Source organism: Vreelandella azerica (assembly GCF_013112225.1).
GTDB classification, from domain to species: Bacteria; Pseudomonadota; Gammaproteobacteria; order Pseudomonadales; family Halomonadaceae; genus Vreelandella; species Vreelandella azerica.
The window spans coordinates 345269-359902 of the sequence record NZ_JABFHI010000004.1 but is presented as its reverse complement, the minus strand read 5'-3'; the positions used below and the strand labels follow the sequence as shown (position 1 = coordinate 359902).

The 14634-nt window shown below is 54.8% G+C and carries 14 protein-coding genes and 2 pseudogenes; 8 read left to right on the top strand and 8 right to left on the bottom strand.

Annotated elements, in window-relative coordinates; all coding sequences use genetic code 11:
- The first annotated feature begins 10 nt into the window (after positions 1–10).
- The 4 genes and pseudogenes from pstA to arsJ all read left to right on the top strand — a co-directional run bounded on the left by pstA (position 11) and on the right by arsJ (position 4435).
- The gene (gene pstA, locus HLB35_RS11765) at positions 11–1177 is read left to right on the top strand and encodes a phosphate ABC transporter permease PstA (protein WP_171702714.1); all 1167 of its coding nucleotides are present in this window, start codon (positions 11–13) and stop codon (positions 1175–1177) included.
- A gap of 34 nt (positions 1178–1211) precedes the next feature.
- The gene (pstB, locus tag HLB35_RS11760) at positions 1212–2075 is read left to right on the top strand and encodes a phosphate ABC transporter ATP-binding protein PstB (RefSeq protein WP_171702789.1); all 864 of its coding nucleotides are present in this window, start codon (positions 1212–1214) and stop codon (positions 2073–2075) included.
- Positions 2076–2169: 94 nt separating this feature from the next.
- Complete coding sequence (locus HLB35_RS11755; RefSeq protein ID WP_171702713.1) at positions 2170–3195, top strand: ArsJ-associated glyceraldehyde-3-phosphate dehydrogenase; 1026 nt, start codon at positions 2170–2172, stop codon at positions 3193–3195.
- A gap of 53 nt (positions 3196–3248) precedes the next feature.
- A pseudogene (gene arsJ, locus HLB35_RS11750) lies at positions 3249–4435 on the top strand (organoarsenical effux MFS transporter ArsJ).
- 2 nt (positions 4436–4437) lie between these two features.
- Here arsJ and HLB35_RS11745 read toward each other — a convergent pair.
- The 6 genes from HLB35_RS11745 to arsB form a co-directional block, all read right to left on the bottom strand.
- Positions 4438–4743 (bottom strand): CC/Se motif family (seleno)protein, encoded by a 306-nt coding sequence (locus tag HLB35_RS11745; RefSeq protein WP_171702712.1) that lies wholly within the window; start codon positions 4741–4743, stop codon positions 4438–4440.
- A gap of 15 nt (positions 4744–4758) precedes the next feature.
- Positions 4759–5487 (bottom strand): arsenical resistance protein ArsH, encoded by a 729-nt coding sequence (arsH, locus tag HLB35_RS11740; RefSeq protein ID WP_171702711.1) that lies wholly within the window; start codon positions 5485–5487, stop codon positions 4759–4761.
- Between the two features lie 136 nt (positions 5488–5623).
- Positions 5624–5860: a thioredoxin family protein gene (locus HLB35_RS11735; RefSeq protein WP_171702710.1), complete on the bottom strand. Its 237-nt coding sequence runs from the start codon at positions 5858–5860 to the stop codon at positions 5624–5626.
- A gap of 27 nt (positions 5861–5887) precedes the next feature.
- Complete coding sequence (locus HLB35_RS11730) at positions 5888–6898, bottom strand: permease (RefSeq protein ID WP_171702709.1); 1011 nt, start codon at positions 6896–6898, stop codon at positions 5888–5890.
- Positions 6899–6983: 85 nt separating this feature from the next.
- Positions 6984–7508 carry an RNA polymerase sigma factor gene (locus tag HLB35_RS11725; protein ID WP_171702788.1) on the bottom strand — a complete coding sequence of 175 codons (525 nt, stop codon included), beginning with the start codon at positions 7506–7508 and terminating at the stop codon, positions 6984–6986.
- 60 nt (positions 7509–7568) lie between these two features.
- Positions 7569–8648, bottom strand: coding sequence for an ACR3 family arsenite efflux transporter (gene arsB / locus HLB35_RS11720; RefSeq protein WP_171702708.1), 1080 nt, complete (start codon positions 8646–8648; stop codon positions 7569–7571).
- Positions 8649–8851: 203 nt separating this feature from the next.
- On the opposite strand from arsB, the gene HLB35_RS11715 reads away from it, so the two are divergent.
- Complete coding sequence (locus tag HLB35_RS11715) at positions 8852–9196, top strand: arsenate reductase/protein-tyrosine-phosphatase family protein (protein ID WP_328731704.1); 345 nt, start codon at positions 8852–8854, stop codon at positions 9194–9196.
- A gap of 20 nt (positions 9197–9216) precedes the next feature.
- Here HLB35_RS11715 and HLB35_RS11710 read toward each other — a convergent pair whose 3' ends face one another.
- The gene (locus HLB35_RS11710; protein ID WP_171702707.1) at positions 9217–10020 is read right to left on the bottom strand and encodes a universal stress protein; all 804 of its coding nucleotides are present in this window, start codon (positions 10018–10020) and stop codon (positions 9217–9219) included.
- Between the two features lie 40 nt (positions 10021–10060).
- Complete coding sequence (locus tag HLB35_RS11705) at positions 10061–11248, bottom strand: acetyl-CoA C-acyltransferase (RefSeq protein WP_171702706.1); 1188 nt, start codon at positions 11246–11248, stop codon at positions 10061–10063.
- Between the two features lie 119 nt (positions 11249–11367).
- Here HLB35_RS11705 and HLB35_RS11700 point away from each other — a divergent pair, with 119 nt between their 5' ends.
- The 3 genes and pseudogenes from HLB35_RS11700 (at position 11368) to HLB35_RS11690 (ending at position 14555) form a co-directional block, all read left to right on the top strand.
- A complete protein-coding gene (locus HLB35_RS11700; RefSeq protein ID WP_171702705.1) occupies positions 11368–11934 on the top strand; it encodes a TetR/AcrR family transcriptional regulator in 567 nt (188 codons plus the stop codon).
- Between the two features lie 160 nt (positions 11935–12094).
- A pseudogene (locus HLB35_RS11695) lies at positions 12095–13760 on the top strand (AMP-binding protein).
- Positions 13761–13787: 27 nt separating this feature from the next.
- Positions 13788–14555, top strand: coding sequence for an SDR family NAD(P)-dependent oxidoreductase (locus HLB35_RS11690; protein WP_171702704.1), 768 nt, complete (start codon positions 13788–13790; stop codon positions 14553–14555).
- The last annotated feature ends 79 nt before the right edge of the window (positions 14556–14634 follow it).

Below are 14634 nucleotides of genomic sequence, written 5' to 3'. Positions count from 1 at the left end.
ATATACATCAATGAGTGATTCATTCGATCAAATCAGTCAGCAACTCAAGCGTCGTCACCGCAAATCAGCACGTTTGAAGTGGCTATCCATGGGGGCACTTGGGCTAGCCGGGTTGTTCTTGCTGTGGTTCTTTACCGATATGTTAATAAAAGGGCTGCCTGCGTTTCAGCAAGCCTACGTTGAAACCGAGATAAGTTATTCCGAGGAAGCTGCCAAGGACGCGCGACAGGCCATAGACTCAGACCTGATCCCTATCGTGAGCCGTACCGAGATTCGCAGCATTCCACTCTTGCTACGCAACGAGCCGGATAGGATTGGTAGTCGAGAAACCCGCTGGCTGCTAGCGAACAGTGAAGTGGACCAGTACCTCAAAGGCCATCGCAGTAAGTTGAGTGATAAAGAGATCGCCACGGTAGAACGCTTGGTAGCCTCTGGACAGGTTGAACAAAAATTCAACTCGACTTTCTTTACCCAGGGCGATTCAAAAACGGCCGAAAGTGCAGGTATCCTTTCGGCGGTTGTCGGCACCATCATGACCATGATTGTGACCTTGGCGATTGCCTTTCCGATTGGCGTGATGACGGCTATATATCTTGAAGAATTCGCACCGGATAACCGTTTTACCCAGCTGATTGAAATCAATATCAACAACCTGGCGGCGATACCTTCCATTCTATTTGGTCTGTTGGGGTTGGCAATATTCATCAACTTCTTCGGTGTACCTCGCTCCTCACCACTTGTGGGTGGTATGACGCTGGCGCTAATGACGCTACCTGTGATTATTATTTCGACGCGGACTGCACTCCGCAGCGTGCCAGAATCCATTCGACACGCGGCCTTTGGATTAGGATGTTCACGTTGGCAGGTGGTGAAAGACCACGTTTTGCCGCTAGCCATGCCGGGTATCATGACCGGTTCTATTATCGGCCTGGCTCAAGCCATGGGCGAAACGGCCCCTTTGATTATTGTCGGTATGGTGGCGTTTATTCCCGATGTCGGGGCCTCCTTTACAGAGGCGGCAACCGTGATGCCTGCCCAGATATTTACCTGGGCCAGCGAACCTGAAAAAGCCTTTGTAGAAAAGACGGCCGGCGGAATTCTGGTACTGCTGACTATTTTGATTTCACTCAATGCCTCTGCGGTTGTATTACGCAAGAAATTTGAACGTCGCTGGTAAGCCGGCCGTTATCAAGGAACTCACTATGAACAGCATGAGCACTCAAGCAACTGTACAAACACCTGGGCAATCAGCTGAAAGGGTTGAGCAGCAAACACCAGCGGTTGGGCAACCTTATACCCGCAACAGCGAGGCCAGCCATGAGCTAAGCATTCGTGTGCGTGATTTGAACCTTTGGTACGGCAAATCACAGGCGCTGAGCAACATCAGTATTGATCTTTTTCAGAAAAACGTGACCGCTCTGATTGGCCCGTCGGGCTGTGGTAAATCAACTTTCTTACGTTGCCTTAATCGCATGAATGACCTGATTCCCAGCGTTAGTATCTCAGGGTTGGTGGAAATGGACGGCCGTGATGTTAATGCCGCCAAAATGGATGAAGTGGCGCTGCGCCGTCGTGTTGGCATGGTGTTCCAGAAACCTAATCCGTTTCCCAAGTCGATCTATGAGAATATCGCCTACGCACCGCGCATGCATGACATGGTCAGCCGCAAAGCCGATCAGGATGAGCTGGTTGAAAAGGCGCTGCGTGATTCCGGTTTGTGGAATGAAGTAAAAGATAAGCTGCAGGAACCGGGCACCTCGCTATCCGGTGGTCAGCAGCAGCGCCTGTGTATTGCCCGCGCTATTGCGGTTCAGCCGGATGTGATTCTGATGGATGAGCCAACCTCGGCGCTTGACCCCATATCGACGGCAACCATCGAAGACCTGATGGACAAGCTCAAAGAGCAGTTCACAATTGTAACGGTGACGCACAATATGCAGCAGGCGGCCCGTGTGGCAGATTACACCGCTTTCTTCCACCTGGGTGAGGTTATCGAGTACAACGACACCAAGGTGATGTTCTCGACACCGGCCCAGAAAAAAACCGAAGACTATATTTCCGGTCGCTACGGTTAATCGTTCCAAGCCCGTGAGCACCACGGGTTTTTTTTGATCTTTACATATATGGAAAATTGTATATTCAAGGCATTCTGATCAGGAGGGTAACAGCATGGCAATCAAAATCGGCATCAATGGCCTGGGGCGGATCGGACGTTTGACCCTGCGTTGCCTGTGGGCGGCGGTCACACAAGGGCGCGTTGAGCTGGTGCGGGTGAATGACCCCGGCGGCAATGCGGCCACTTTTGCCCATCTGCTGGAATTTGATTCCGTACACGGTCATTGGTCGCCAGGGCAGGGGCTTGAATCCACGTCAGAACAGATCCGCATAGACGGTCATGCCATTGCGTTCAGCGCGAACCGTCAACTTGAGGCGTGCGACTGGTCAGGCTGTGATGTGGTTATCGAGTGTTCTGGCAAGCATAAAACGGCGGCGGTGCTGCAGGGCTATCTGGATCAGGGCGTCAAGCGCGTTGTGGTTAGCGCACCGGTCAAGGAAGAGGGCGTGCTGAATTTGGTGATGGGGGTTAATGATCACTTCTACGATCCTGCTCAACACGCGATTGTGACGGCCGCCAGCTGTACCACTAACTGTCTGGCGCCTATCGTCAAGGTGATTCAGGAAACCTTTGGCATTCGCCATGGCTCGATGACCACGGTTCACGATATCACCAATACCCAGACGATTCTGGATGCGCCGCATAAAGACTTGCGCCGGGCCCGTGCCTGCGGAATGAGCCTGATTCCGACCACAACCGGTTCAGCCAAGGCGATTACCGCCATCTTCCCGGAGCTGGAAGGCAAGATCAACGGTCACGCCGTGCGGGTGCCGCTGGCTAACGCGTCCTTGACCGATATGGTGTTCGAGTTGGAGCGCAGCGTGACGGTGGAAGAGGTCAATGCGGCATTGAAAGCGGCGGCAGAAGGTGAGCTGGCGGGAATTCTGGGCTACGAAGAGCGCCCGCTGGTATCGATTGATTACCGCACCGACCCACGCAGTACCATCGTCGACGCGCCCTCTACCATGGTGATTAACGGTACCCAGCTCAAGCTTTACGCCTGGTATGACAACGAGTGGGGCTATGCCAACCGTACCGCTGAACTCGCGCTGAAAGTGGGTGGAGCAGATGGGCTGTGAGTGAATCAATACTGAGCCGCGTGCGGGCGCTGCCTTTCGAGGTGCGCCAGTATATGCTGATTACCGGCAACTATTGGGCGTTCACCATCACTGATGGCGCCCTGCGCATGCTGGTCGTGCTGCATTTTCATCAGCTTGGCTATTCACCGTTTGAAATTGCCATGCTGTTTCTGTTCTATGAAGCTTTTGGCGTGGTGACCAATCTGGTCGGCGGCTGGCTGGGCGCACGGATGGGTTTGAACCGCACCATGAATATGGGGCTGGCGATCCAGATTGTGGCTCTGAGTATGCTGCTGGTGCCAGCCGGCATGTTGACCGTGGTGTGGGTGATGATCGCCCAGGCGCTGTCAGGGATTGCCAAGGATCTGAACAAGATGAGCGCCAAAAGTGCTGTCAAGGTGTTGGTGCCCAGCGATAGCGCCAATGCCAACAGCGCGCTTTACCGTTGGGTGGCGATGCTTACCGGCTCCAAGAATGCCTTGAAGGGGCTGGGTTTTTCGTTGGCGGTGTCCTGCTGACGCTGATTGGTTTTCGTGGGGCGGTATTGGTGATGGCGCTGATGCTGTGCGTAGTTCTGATGCTGTCATTATGGCGCCTGAAAGCCGATCTGGGGCGCCAGAAGCGCAAGCCTAAATTCTCCGAGATATTTTCCAAATCCCGCGCCATCAATGTGCTTTCTGCCGCGCGCCTGTGTCTGTTCGCCTCTCGGGATGTGTGGTTTGTCGTGGCCCTGCCGGTATTTCTGTATGACCAGCATGGCTGGACCCACTGGACGGTGGGCGGCCTGTTGGCCGTATGGATTATCGGCTATGGCGGCGTGCAAACCCAGGCGCCCAAGCTGACTCGGCTGATCAAGGGCGACGCCCGCGTGCTAACCGCCAGTTGGGCGGCAGCGCTTGCCGTGCTGGCGATTGCCCTGGCGCTGTTGCCGTTGGCGCAGGTCGGCTGGTTGGTAGTGGGGCTTTTGGCATTTGGTGTGCTGTTTGCCATCAATTCCAGCTGGCATAGCTATCTGATTGTGCATTATGCCCGTGCGGATGGTGTTTCCATGGATGTCGGATTTTATTATATGGCCAACGCCATGGGTCGCCTGATTGGCACCTTGCTGTCCGGCTGGCTGTATATGGCCTATGGCTTGAGCGCCTGCCTGTGGTTTGCAGCGGCTCTGGTGGCGGCGAGTGCCATAATGGCACTGGCATTGCCCGCAGATAATAGTAGCGCTGGCTCATCTCTGGCCTGAGCTTAGTGCTGGCGCGGCGTTTGAACTGCCGCGCCATCCACGTATAGGCGGCGCAGCTTCCACCAGCCTTCGCAATCAATTCGCAAACCTTCACCTACCAGTTCATGGGCTATAAAAAGCCGGATACCGCCAAGGTCAAAGTTGGCATAGTCTGCAGGCACGTCGGGTGCACGGGGTTCAGCAATCGCCAGGCTGGCGACGCCACCACAGCAACCATGGCGCGGTGCCAGCCGGACAGTGACGACGCCGCCATTGTCTTTGATATGCGCGGCAGCAGCCGGTGTAATCTCTATGGGGTTTTCGGACATGATCAGTGTCTCCGCCTAAATAGAACGCTGGTTTACCCTGGCCGACAGTTCATCGGCACTTTCCTTGCGCTCCGAGTAGCGATCCGTCAGCCAGTCTGCTTTATCCCGGGTAAGATAAGTGAACTTAACCAGCTCCTCCATCACATCCACGATACGGTCGTAGTATGCCGAGGGCTTCATACGGCCGTTGTCGTCGAATTCCATAAATGCCTTGGGTACCGAGGACTGGTTAGGGATCGTCAGCATGCGCATCCAGCGGCCCAGAACGCGCAGCTGGTTGACCGTGTTGAACGACTGGGAACCACCATTCACCTGCATGACGGCCAGTGTCTTACCCTGAGTGGGACGCACGGCACCCAGTGATAAAGGTATCCAGTCAATCTGGGTTTTCATGATGCCGGTCATGGCGCCATGGCGTTCAGGCGAGCACCACACCATGCCTTCTGCCCATTCAGCAAGGTCACGTAGCTCGGTTACTTTGGGATGCGATGTTTCTTCTGCATCCGCCAGGGGCAGTCCCCGCGGATTGAAAATACGCGTTTCAGCGCCCATTGCCTGCAACAGGCGTGCGGCCTCTTCCACGGCGAGCCGACTGAAGGAACGTTCACGCAGTGAGCCGTAAAGCAGCAGGATACGCGGAGGGTGTGCAGCTGCAGTCAAGGAACCTAGCGCCTCGGCAATGGGTGGGTTGAGAAGAGCTTGATCAATATTGGGCAGATCATCAAGGGAAGAAGGGGTAACCATACTGAGCGCTATCCTCGGCTAGAATATCCATGGGAAATTATATCTGCATCATGTGGGTCACAGAACAACTGACAACAACAACGCCCCTAGCGGTCACTTGTTAACAGTCAGCGGACAAGGGGCGCTGGTTAGGGCTTCAGCCCTGCAGCATGCTCTCAATCTTGTGGCGATCCGGCACGCTGCCGCTGTGGGCGAGTTTGCCGTCGATGGCGACTGCTGGCGTTGACATGACCTGATAACCCATGATGGCCGCAGGGTCGGTCACTTTTGCCACGTCAACCTCGACGCCAAGCTCTTGCGCAATGGTCTCAATCTGTTCGGCGGTGGTGGTGCATTTCTTGCAGCCTGTACCTAATACTTCGATCTTTTTCATCTTACTTCTCCTTGCGTGGATTAACGTTTAGAACCTGCCGCTGAAAAGCCAGGGGCTCAGCAGGTTGATCAGCCAGCCAACCACCATGAAGTTGGCTAACAGGATGACAAAAATGATGGCGAGTAAACGCCACTGCATGACTTGCTTGAGCATGATGAATTCCGGGAAACTGGCGGCGACCGTGCTCATGCAGAAGGCCAGCGTAGTACCAACAGGAAGCCCTTTCAGAATCAGGCTTTCCATGATGGGAATAACCCCAGTGGCGTTGGAATACAGGGGCAGGCCAGCGAGTACCGCTACCGGTACGTTCCACCACTGGCCGCTGCCAAGGTTGTCGGCAAACCAGCCGTCCGGCACAAAGCCATGTAGGGCAGCGCCGAGGCCGACACCGATAATCACCCACTTCCAGATGCGTCCGACGATTTCCTTGAGTTCATCGCGTGCAAATTCGTGGCGGTCTTTAAGGGTTAACTTGGGTGTTTCCCCCTGGGGCTGATTGTCGGCGGGGTTTTCTGCCGCCTGCTGGTAGGCCTTGGCAGCGAAGTCTTTTAGCCAGCGTTCACCACGTACAGCATCCAGGAGCATACCGCCGCCAATGCCCACTGCCATGCCGATGGTGATATACACCAGAGTGAATTCCCAGCCCAGCAGGCTCCACAGCATGATCACCGCGACTTCATTAATGATCGGCGAGGTGAACAGAAAGGCCATGGTGATGCCTAGCGGAATGCCCGCGCTGGTAAACCCCAGAAACAATGGAATGCTGGAACAGGAGCAAAACGGTGTAATAGCGCCGAAGCCTGCACCAAAGCCATAGCCTGCCAGGCGGTTTTTCTGCTGGATGTAATGACGCACACGCTCAAGATTCAGGGAGGCGCGCATCAGCGCGATGATGTAGATCATCACCACCAGAAGGGCAAAAATCTTGGTGGTGTCCTCGACGAAAAAATGCACCGATGTTCCCAGCTTGCTGGCGGGGTCGAGTCCGCCAAGTTCGTAGACCAGCCAGTTGGCGAACCAGGTAAATACGTCCAGCATGGTAGTCAACCTCGTTGAGTGTCTATAGAAGAATATCTATAGAGAAGACGCACCAGACAGGAAAAGGATACTTCTGCAAGGCTCATTAATTCTCAGCCAGGGCACGATGGCAGCAGATACGCCCGTTGGCATCAAAGGTGATCTGGCACTGCTGGATCAAGCGCTCACGTAGACGCTGACGGGCACGCCGCAGGCGCGCCTTGGTCGCGGCTAACGTCAAACCATGACGCTGGGCATAATCGGCCTGCTTTACGCCGCTAAGGTCACATTCGCTCAGAATGTGGGCATCGTCGGCCTCACAGTGGGGCAAGGCTTTGGCAATACAGGCCGCCAGGCTATCTACCGGCATGCCGGCGGCGGGTTCGTCGGCAATGTCAATATCATCAACATCGACCCAGGGTTTACGGCGACGCTGTTCATCAATCCATTGACGTTTAGCGACGGTATAAAGCCAGGCTCTTGGCGTTGCCAGTTCACAAAACTCGGTTTTATGGGTGAGCGCTTGCATATAGACACGCTGGAGCAGCTCGTCGGCGGCATCCTTGTCACCGCAGTGTTTGATCAGAAAACGGTAGAGTTCCTGATGATGCGACTGCCATGCGGCTTCAATGCAGGAAGCTTTTTGTGCATGTTCAGGTGGCCTCCGTCAGCGTGGCTCAAGGTGAGGAGATTATCCTTTCGCAGGTGTCGGAAAATGCTGGCGTGTCTTATTGGCAATCCGCACCAGCGCGAGCATCAGCGGGACTTCTACCAGTACGCCGACAACGGTGGCCAGCGCCGCACCGGATTGAAGGCCAAACAGTGCAATGGCTGCCGCAACGGCCAGCTCAAAAAAGTTGCTGGCTCCTATCATGGAACCAGGTGCTGCGATGTTATGCGGTACCTGCCAGGCTTTGGCCCAACCGTAAGCGATAAAGAAGATCAGGAAGGTTTGCAGAATCAGCGGGATGGCAATCAAGACAATATGCAGCGGGTTATTGAGGATCACTTCACCCTGAAAAGCAAACAGTAGTACCAGGGTAATAATCAGAGCGGCGGGCGTAATGGGCCCAACGCGTTTCATAAAGACGTTGTCGTACCATTCGCTGCCGTGTCTCTTGATCAGCGACTGGCGAGTGATATAGCCCGCTGTCAGCGGTATGACGATATACAAAAGCACCGAAAGGGCAACGGTGTTCCAAGGCACCTGAATATTCGAAATACCCAGCAGAAAGACAACAATCGGCGCAAAGGCAAACAGCATGATGAGGTCATTCAGGGAGACCTGAACTAGGGTATAGGCCGCATCGCCGCGGGTCAGGTAACTCCACACAAAGACCATAGCCGTGCAAGGCGCAGCGCCTAATAAAATGGCACCGGCCAGGTATTGATTAGCCAGTTCAGGGGCGATAAAGGGGCTGAACACCACGGTTAGAAAGAACCAGGCAATGGCGAACATGCTGAAGGGCTTGATCAGCCAGTTCACAGTAGTGGTGATAATCAGCCCCTTGGGCTGGCGCCGAACGCCGAGGATGGCAGTGAAATCTATCTGCGCCATCATGGGGAAGATCATCGCCCAGATCAGTATCGCCACCGGAATAGATACCTGCGCATACTCAAAGCGCGATAAGGTTTCCGGCACGGCAGGCGCCCATTGCCCCAAGGCAATGCCGGCAATAATTGCCAAGGCCACCCAAAGGGATAAAAAGCGTTCGAAGAGCCCCATGCCTGAGGATGTGCTGGGGGCGCTATTGTCTTTATCAGTGGTCATGACATTCCCTCGGTTTTGAGCAACGTGCTGATCGTCAGTGCTATCATATACGTTATTGCGTATATTTTTAATAATTGCCACAGAAATGTCATTTTGCAGGTGTAGCGTTAGTAACACATCAACCTGAAGAGTGTTACCGCTATGTCTAAACGCCGCGTTCTGTTTTTGTGCAACGCTAACTCTGCCCGCTCCCTGATGGGGAAGTGCTTCTGCACTCCATGGCGGGTGACCGGTTTGAGGCGTTCAGTGCGGGTTCCGAGCCGGATCAGCCGCATGCCTTTACGCTGGAAGCGCTTGAAAAGCAGGGGTTGCCGGTGACTGATCTTAAAAGCAAGTCACTGGATCTGTTTGAAGGCGAACACTTTGATTGCGTGATTGTGCTTTGCGATAAAGCACGCCAGGCATGTCGCGAATTTGAAGGCGGAGCAGGTGAAATTCTGCACTGGGATATCCGTGACCCGAGACTGATCGGTAAGCCTGATGCCTATGAACAGGCGCTGTTAGAAATTCGCCGCCGCTTGCAGCTGTGGATTCCTCTACATAAATAACAGCCTTCAACAGGCGCTGGCTATGGGTGGGGAACCACCAGCACGGGGCAGTTAATTCCTTCAAGAAGCGCTTCTGCGGTACTGCCCAGCAGGCGCTCTTTGAACCTGCTGTGGCCTTGTTGGCCAATGATCAGCAGATCGGCCTCCCAGCGCTTGGCTTCGTCGATCAAGGCTTTGCGAGCCTGGCCTGAGACAATCACACTATCTAGCTTGGGAATGCGAGTGGCCAGGGCAATGAGATGAAGTTCAGCCACTTCGCGGCCACGGCCGTCCGCGTAAAGTAAAGCCTCGGAGATCAGCGCCACCCGGTTGCGGAAATGTTCCGCAAGCTGTTCAAAGAGCCGCTCGGCAGGTACTGCAGAAGATGAAGCATCTGTCGCCAGTACCAGTGTTGTGTAGTTATGACGAAGCTCATGCCCAACGTTGATAGGTTCCATCCATAAAGGTGTCTGGCTCAAATGGGAAAGCCGCTGGACAGTGCTGCCCAGCAGCCTTTCAGTAAAGCCGCCGCTACCTTTGCTGCCGCACAGAATGACGTCGACTTGCTGTGCTATTGCCATTTCCGCCAGGCATTCACTGGGTTTGCCTACATCAACCAGACAGGTGACTGCCAAGCCGATATCCCTGAACGACTGCGCTTCATCTTCCATACGTTGCTGTAACTGTTGTCTGTCGTTCAAGGTGGGATTGGTAACCTCTCTTGGACTGATGATGCTCGCCAGCGTAATGGTGTTAACCCCTTTGCTGCGCAGGCGCATCACACGCTGCTGAAGGACTGGCCAGGCGGCAGAAAAATCAACGCCAATCAATACGTGAGCGAACATCAGTCAGGCTCCTGTTAAACGTTCCGGTTGCCAGGTAAGTCTAGTCGATCAGCTCAATGGCAACCGCTGTGGCTTCACCGCCGCCAATGCACAGGCTGGCAATACCGCGTTTGCCTCCCTGGGTGCGCAAGGCATGCATCAGAGTAACAATGATCCGTGAACCGGTAGAGCCAATCGGATGGCCTTGGGCACAGGCACCGCCATAGATGTTCACTTTCTCATGGGGCAGGCCCAGATCATCCATCGCCATCAGGGTAACCACAGAAAAGGCTTCGTTGATTTCAAACAGATCTACATCGTCAACCGTCCAGTCAAGCTTGGTCATCAGCTTTTCAATGGCGCCAACCGGGGCGATGGTGAACTCACTGGGATGGCGCGAATTTGTGCTGTGCCCGAGCATGCGTGCGAGCGGTTGCAGGCCTCTCTGATCCGCGAGGCTCTGGCGCGTCATGATCAGCGCGGAAGCACCGTCCGAGATAGAACTTGAGTTAGCAGCAGTCAGGGTACCGTCTTTGGCAAACGCTGGGCGTAATTCACGGATCTTGTCCAGCTTGGCCTGAAACGGCTGTTCATCGTGGGAAACCACGCTTTCGCCTTTGCGGCTTTTGACTGTGACAGGGGCCATTTCTGCGTCCAGGTGGCCAGCATTGGTAGCCTCCATGGCACGTTCCAGGGAGGCGATAGCAAAGTCATCCAGGCGCTCTCGGCTGTAGCCGCGCTGGGTGGCAATCTCCTGAGCAAAAATCCCCATCAGCTTGCCGGTTTCGGCATCTTCCAACCCGTCCAGGAACATATGGTCTTTGAGTTCGCCATGACCCAGACGATAACCGGCACGCGCCTTGGTCATCAGGTGGGGAGCGTTAGACATGGACTCCATGCCGCCCGCCAGAACAAAGTCGCCACTGCCCGCCTTGATAATATCGTGAGCCAGCATGGCGGCTTTCATGCCTGAGCCGCACAGCTTGTTGATGGTGGTGGCACCGTTGGCATCAGGAATACCGGCCTGGCGCATGGCTTGTCGAGCCGGGCCCTGCTTGACGCCCGCGGGAAGCACACAGCCCATGATGCCTTCATTGATATCCTCGCCTTGAACACCTGCACGCTCAACCGCAGCGCTGATGGCCACTGCCGCTAGCTCGGGAGCTGTCATGCTGGAAAGGCTACCCATCATGCCGCCCATTGGCGTGCGTGTAGCGGAAAGAAATACAACATCGTCACGTTGGCTCATACGTTTCTCCTGCAATGAATTGGCTTGTTATGATTGTTCATGGGTCGTTGACCCCAAGGCAGTGCTATGGTCTTCTTGATAGTAACCAAGCAAGCGCTAGTGTAAACACTATGAATGTAATGAATGCATCGCCCCGTCGCAAGGAGTTAACCCGCCTGGCTGCCCAGTTGTTTGTTCAGGAGGGCTTTGATCGCACAACGGTGCGTATGCTCGCCCAAGAGATGGGGATCAAGTCGGGAAGCTTGTTTCACCACTTCAAGGATAAGCAGGAAATTCTGGCGGCGGTGATAGAAGAGGGCACACATAACGCCCTGGCTATCGCCAAACGCTCTCTGGATGAAAGTCCGCCTTCACCGGAGGCCCGCCTGCGGGCGATGGCCAGAGCGCATCTGGAAACCCTGTTCACTGATCGCAATGCCCATGTGGTAGCCCTGTTCGAATGGCGCCGCCTGGACGATTCAGCAAAGGCGCACCTGAGTCATTTACGCGATGCCTATGAGGCACTCTGGGTGCAGGTGATTGAAGAAGCGCTGGCGGCAGGCCTGATCCACGGCGACCGCTTTCTGATCTCGCGTTTTGTACTGGGTGCTCTTAACTGGACAGTGCGTTGGTATGACCCGGCGGGCCCACGAACGCCGGATGAGCTGGCCGACGAGTTGATTGCCATGATCATGCCAGCCCGTTAACTCAACCCTTCTTTTGACTATTGTCTAATTATTCCCTTCCCGCGAAGACTTGCGCTTCCCGCCGATTCCTTTTAGCTTGTGAGTAAGTTTCCGTTAACGTAAACGGATAATATTGGTTATTTAACGCTCACCATCATAATCACAACACAAGAGAGCCATCATGACTGCAACTTCATTGCCAGCTTATCAGGACTATCTTGACGATTTTTCTGTTGATGACGTCATCAGTCGTCTCGACGACCATCAAGATGGGTGCTTCAACGCCTATGAGGCGTGCTGTGGTCGCCATGTGAGAGCAGGGCGGGGGATGTGCTAGCTCTGGTTCAGGAAGATACCCAAGGTAATACGCACAAGTTGACGTATACGGAACTTGACCAGGCCAGCGCTCGGCTTGCTGGCTGGTTTCAGTTGCAAGGCTTAGGGGCAGGTGACCGTATCGCTTGCATGTTGCCACGCACACCGGAACTGTTGATTGCGGTGGTGGCCACCTGGCGTATCGGGGCGGTATATCAGCCTTTGTTTACCGCTTTCGGGCCAGATGCGGTGGATTATCGCCTGGGCCGTGCTGATACCAAGCTGGTGATCACCGACCATGCCAATCGTTATAAGTTCGACGGTTTGACTCAGTGCCCACCGGTGCTGGCGCACGGTGGGGCGACCAGCGAGCACTCTGATGATCTTGACTGGCAAGATGCCCTGGGGCATGCCGCGATGACCGACAAGCCGCCACGCTTGCCGGCTGATCAACCGTTTCTGCAAATGTTTACCTCAGGTACTGTCGGTAAGCCAAAAGGGGTGGCTGTGCCCTTGGCGGGGATGACGGCCTTTGCGCTGTATATGGAGCTGGCGATTGATCTGCGTGAAGACGATCGTTTCTGGAACATGGCTGACCCTGGCTGGGCCTATGGCCTTTATTACGCCATTGCCGGGCCGCTTCTGCTGGGTGTTACCACGCATTTCTGCGAAGCCGGTTTCAGTGCTGAAGGCGCGCTGGCCTTTATGAAGCGCCATCGGATTACCAATTTTGCCGCAGCGCCCACAGCTTATCGTCTGATGAAAGCATCCGGTCTGTTTGATGATGCCCATCAGACCCTGGAACTGCGTGCAGCCAGTTCAGCAGGCGAGCCGCTTAACACAGAGGTGGTCACCTGGGTTGAGAAATCATTGGGTTGCCCGGTGATGGATCATTACGGCCAGACCGAAACAGGCATGACCTGTAATAATCATCACGCCCTTGACCACCCCAAGCATGTCGGTGCCATGGGGTGCCCATGCCGGGCTATCGGCTGGCGATTCTGGATGCGGAATACAAGGAGCTGCCGGCTGGCCAACCTGGTGTGCTGGCGGTTGATATCAAGAATTCACCCGCGCATTTCTTCCAGGGCTATACCTGGCAGGAAAAACATCCGTTCGCGGAAGGCTATTACCTGACCGGCGATGTGGTAATTCGTAATGAAGATGGTACCTTCCAGTTTGCCGGGCGTGATGATGACATCATTACCACAGCGGGCTATCGGGTAGGACCTACTGACGTTGAGAATAGCGTGATGACGCATCCAGCCGTTGCGGAATCTGCAGCCGTGGGCCAACCGGATGATATTCGCGGTGAGGTGATCAAATCCTATATTGTGCTGCGTGACGGCTATGAAGCCAGTGATGATCTTGCAGAAGAAATTCGCCAGCAGGTACGTGAGCGCCTTTCTACTCATGCTTTCCCACGTGTCATTGAATTTGTCGATGAGCTGCCCAAGACGCCCAGTGGTAAGATTCAGCGTTTCAAACTACGTGCCCAGGCGGCGCAAGAAGCCACGTCAGATAGTCAATGATGCACTGGTTCAAACGAGGATATGTAAATGCAGCTGACTGAAAACACCTTTTTGATTACCGGTGCAGCATCGGGGCTTGGCGCCGCGTCTGCCCGGCGGATTGTCAATGCGGGCGGGCGGGTCGTTTTATGCGACCTGCAGGAAGGTGTCGCGGAGCAGGCAAAGGAATTGGGCGAGGTCGCTACTTTTTGCCTGGGGGATATTACCTCCGATACTGATATGCAGCAGGTCATTGATACCTGTGTGGCGCACAGCCAAGGGCGCGGTCTGGCAGGTGTGGTGCACTGTGCGGGCATTGTCAGCGTTGGCAAATTGGTGGATCGCAACGGTCATCCGGCCAGCCTGGAAGCCTATAGTAAAACCATCAATATCAACCTGGTGGGCACGTTTAACATCATGCGATTGGCGGCGGCGGCGATGGCAGCCAATACGCCGGGCGAAGACGGTGAGCGGGGCGTTATTATCAATACAGCCTCTGTTGCTGCCTTTGATGGTCAGGTTGGCCAGTGTGCCTATAGCGCTTCCAAGGCCGGCGTTGCAGGTATGAGTTTACCCGCCGCCCGGGAGCTTTCGCGCCACGGTATTCGCGTCATGGCCATTGCCCCAGGTGTTTTTGAAACGCCCATGATGAGTGACATTCCTGAAGATGCCGTTAAGGCGCTTTCTGCGGCTGTGCCATTTCCTAAGCGTTTGGGTAAGCCGGACGAATTTGCACTCATGGTCGAGCAGATCATTGTAAATACTATGCTCAATGGCGAGGTGATCCGCCTGGATGGTGGTATTCGCATGCAGTAGCCAACAAGTTAATTCGCCAATCCTTGTTGAAAACCCGCGCCGTGCGCGGGTTTTTTCATATGTGCGACTAATGTCGGGG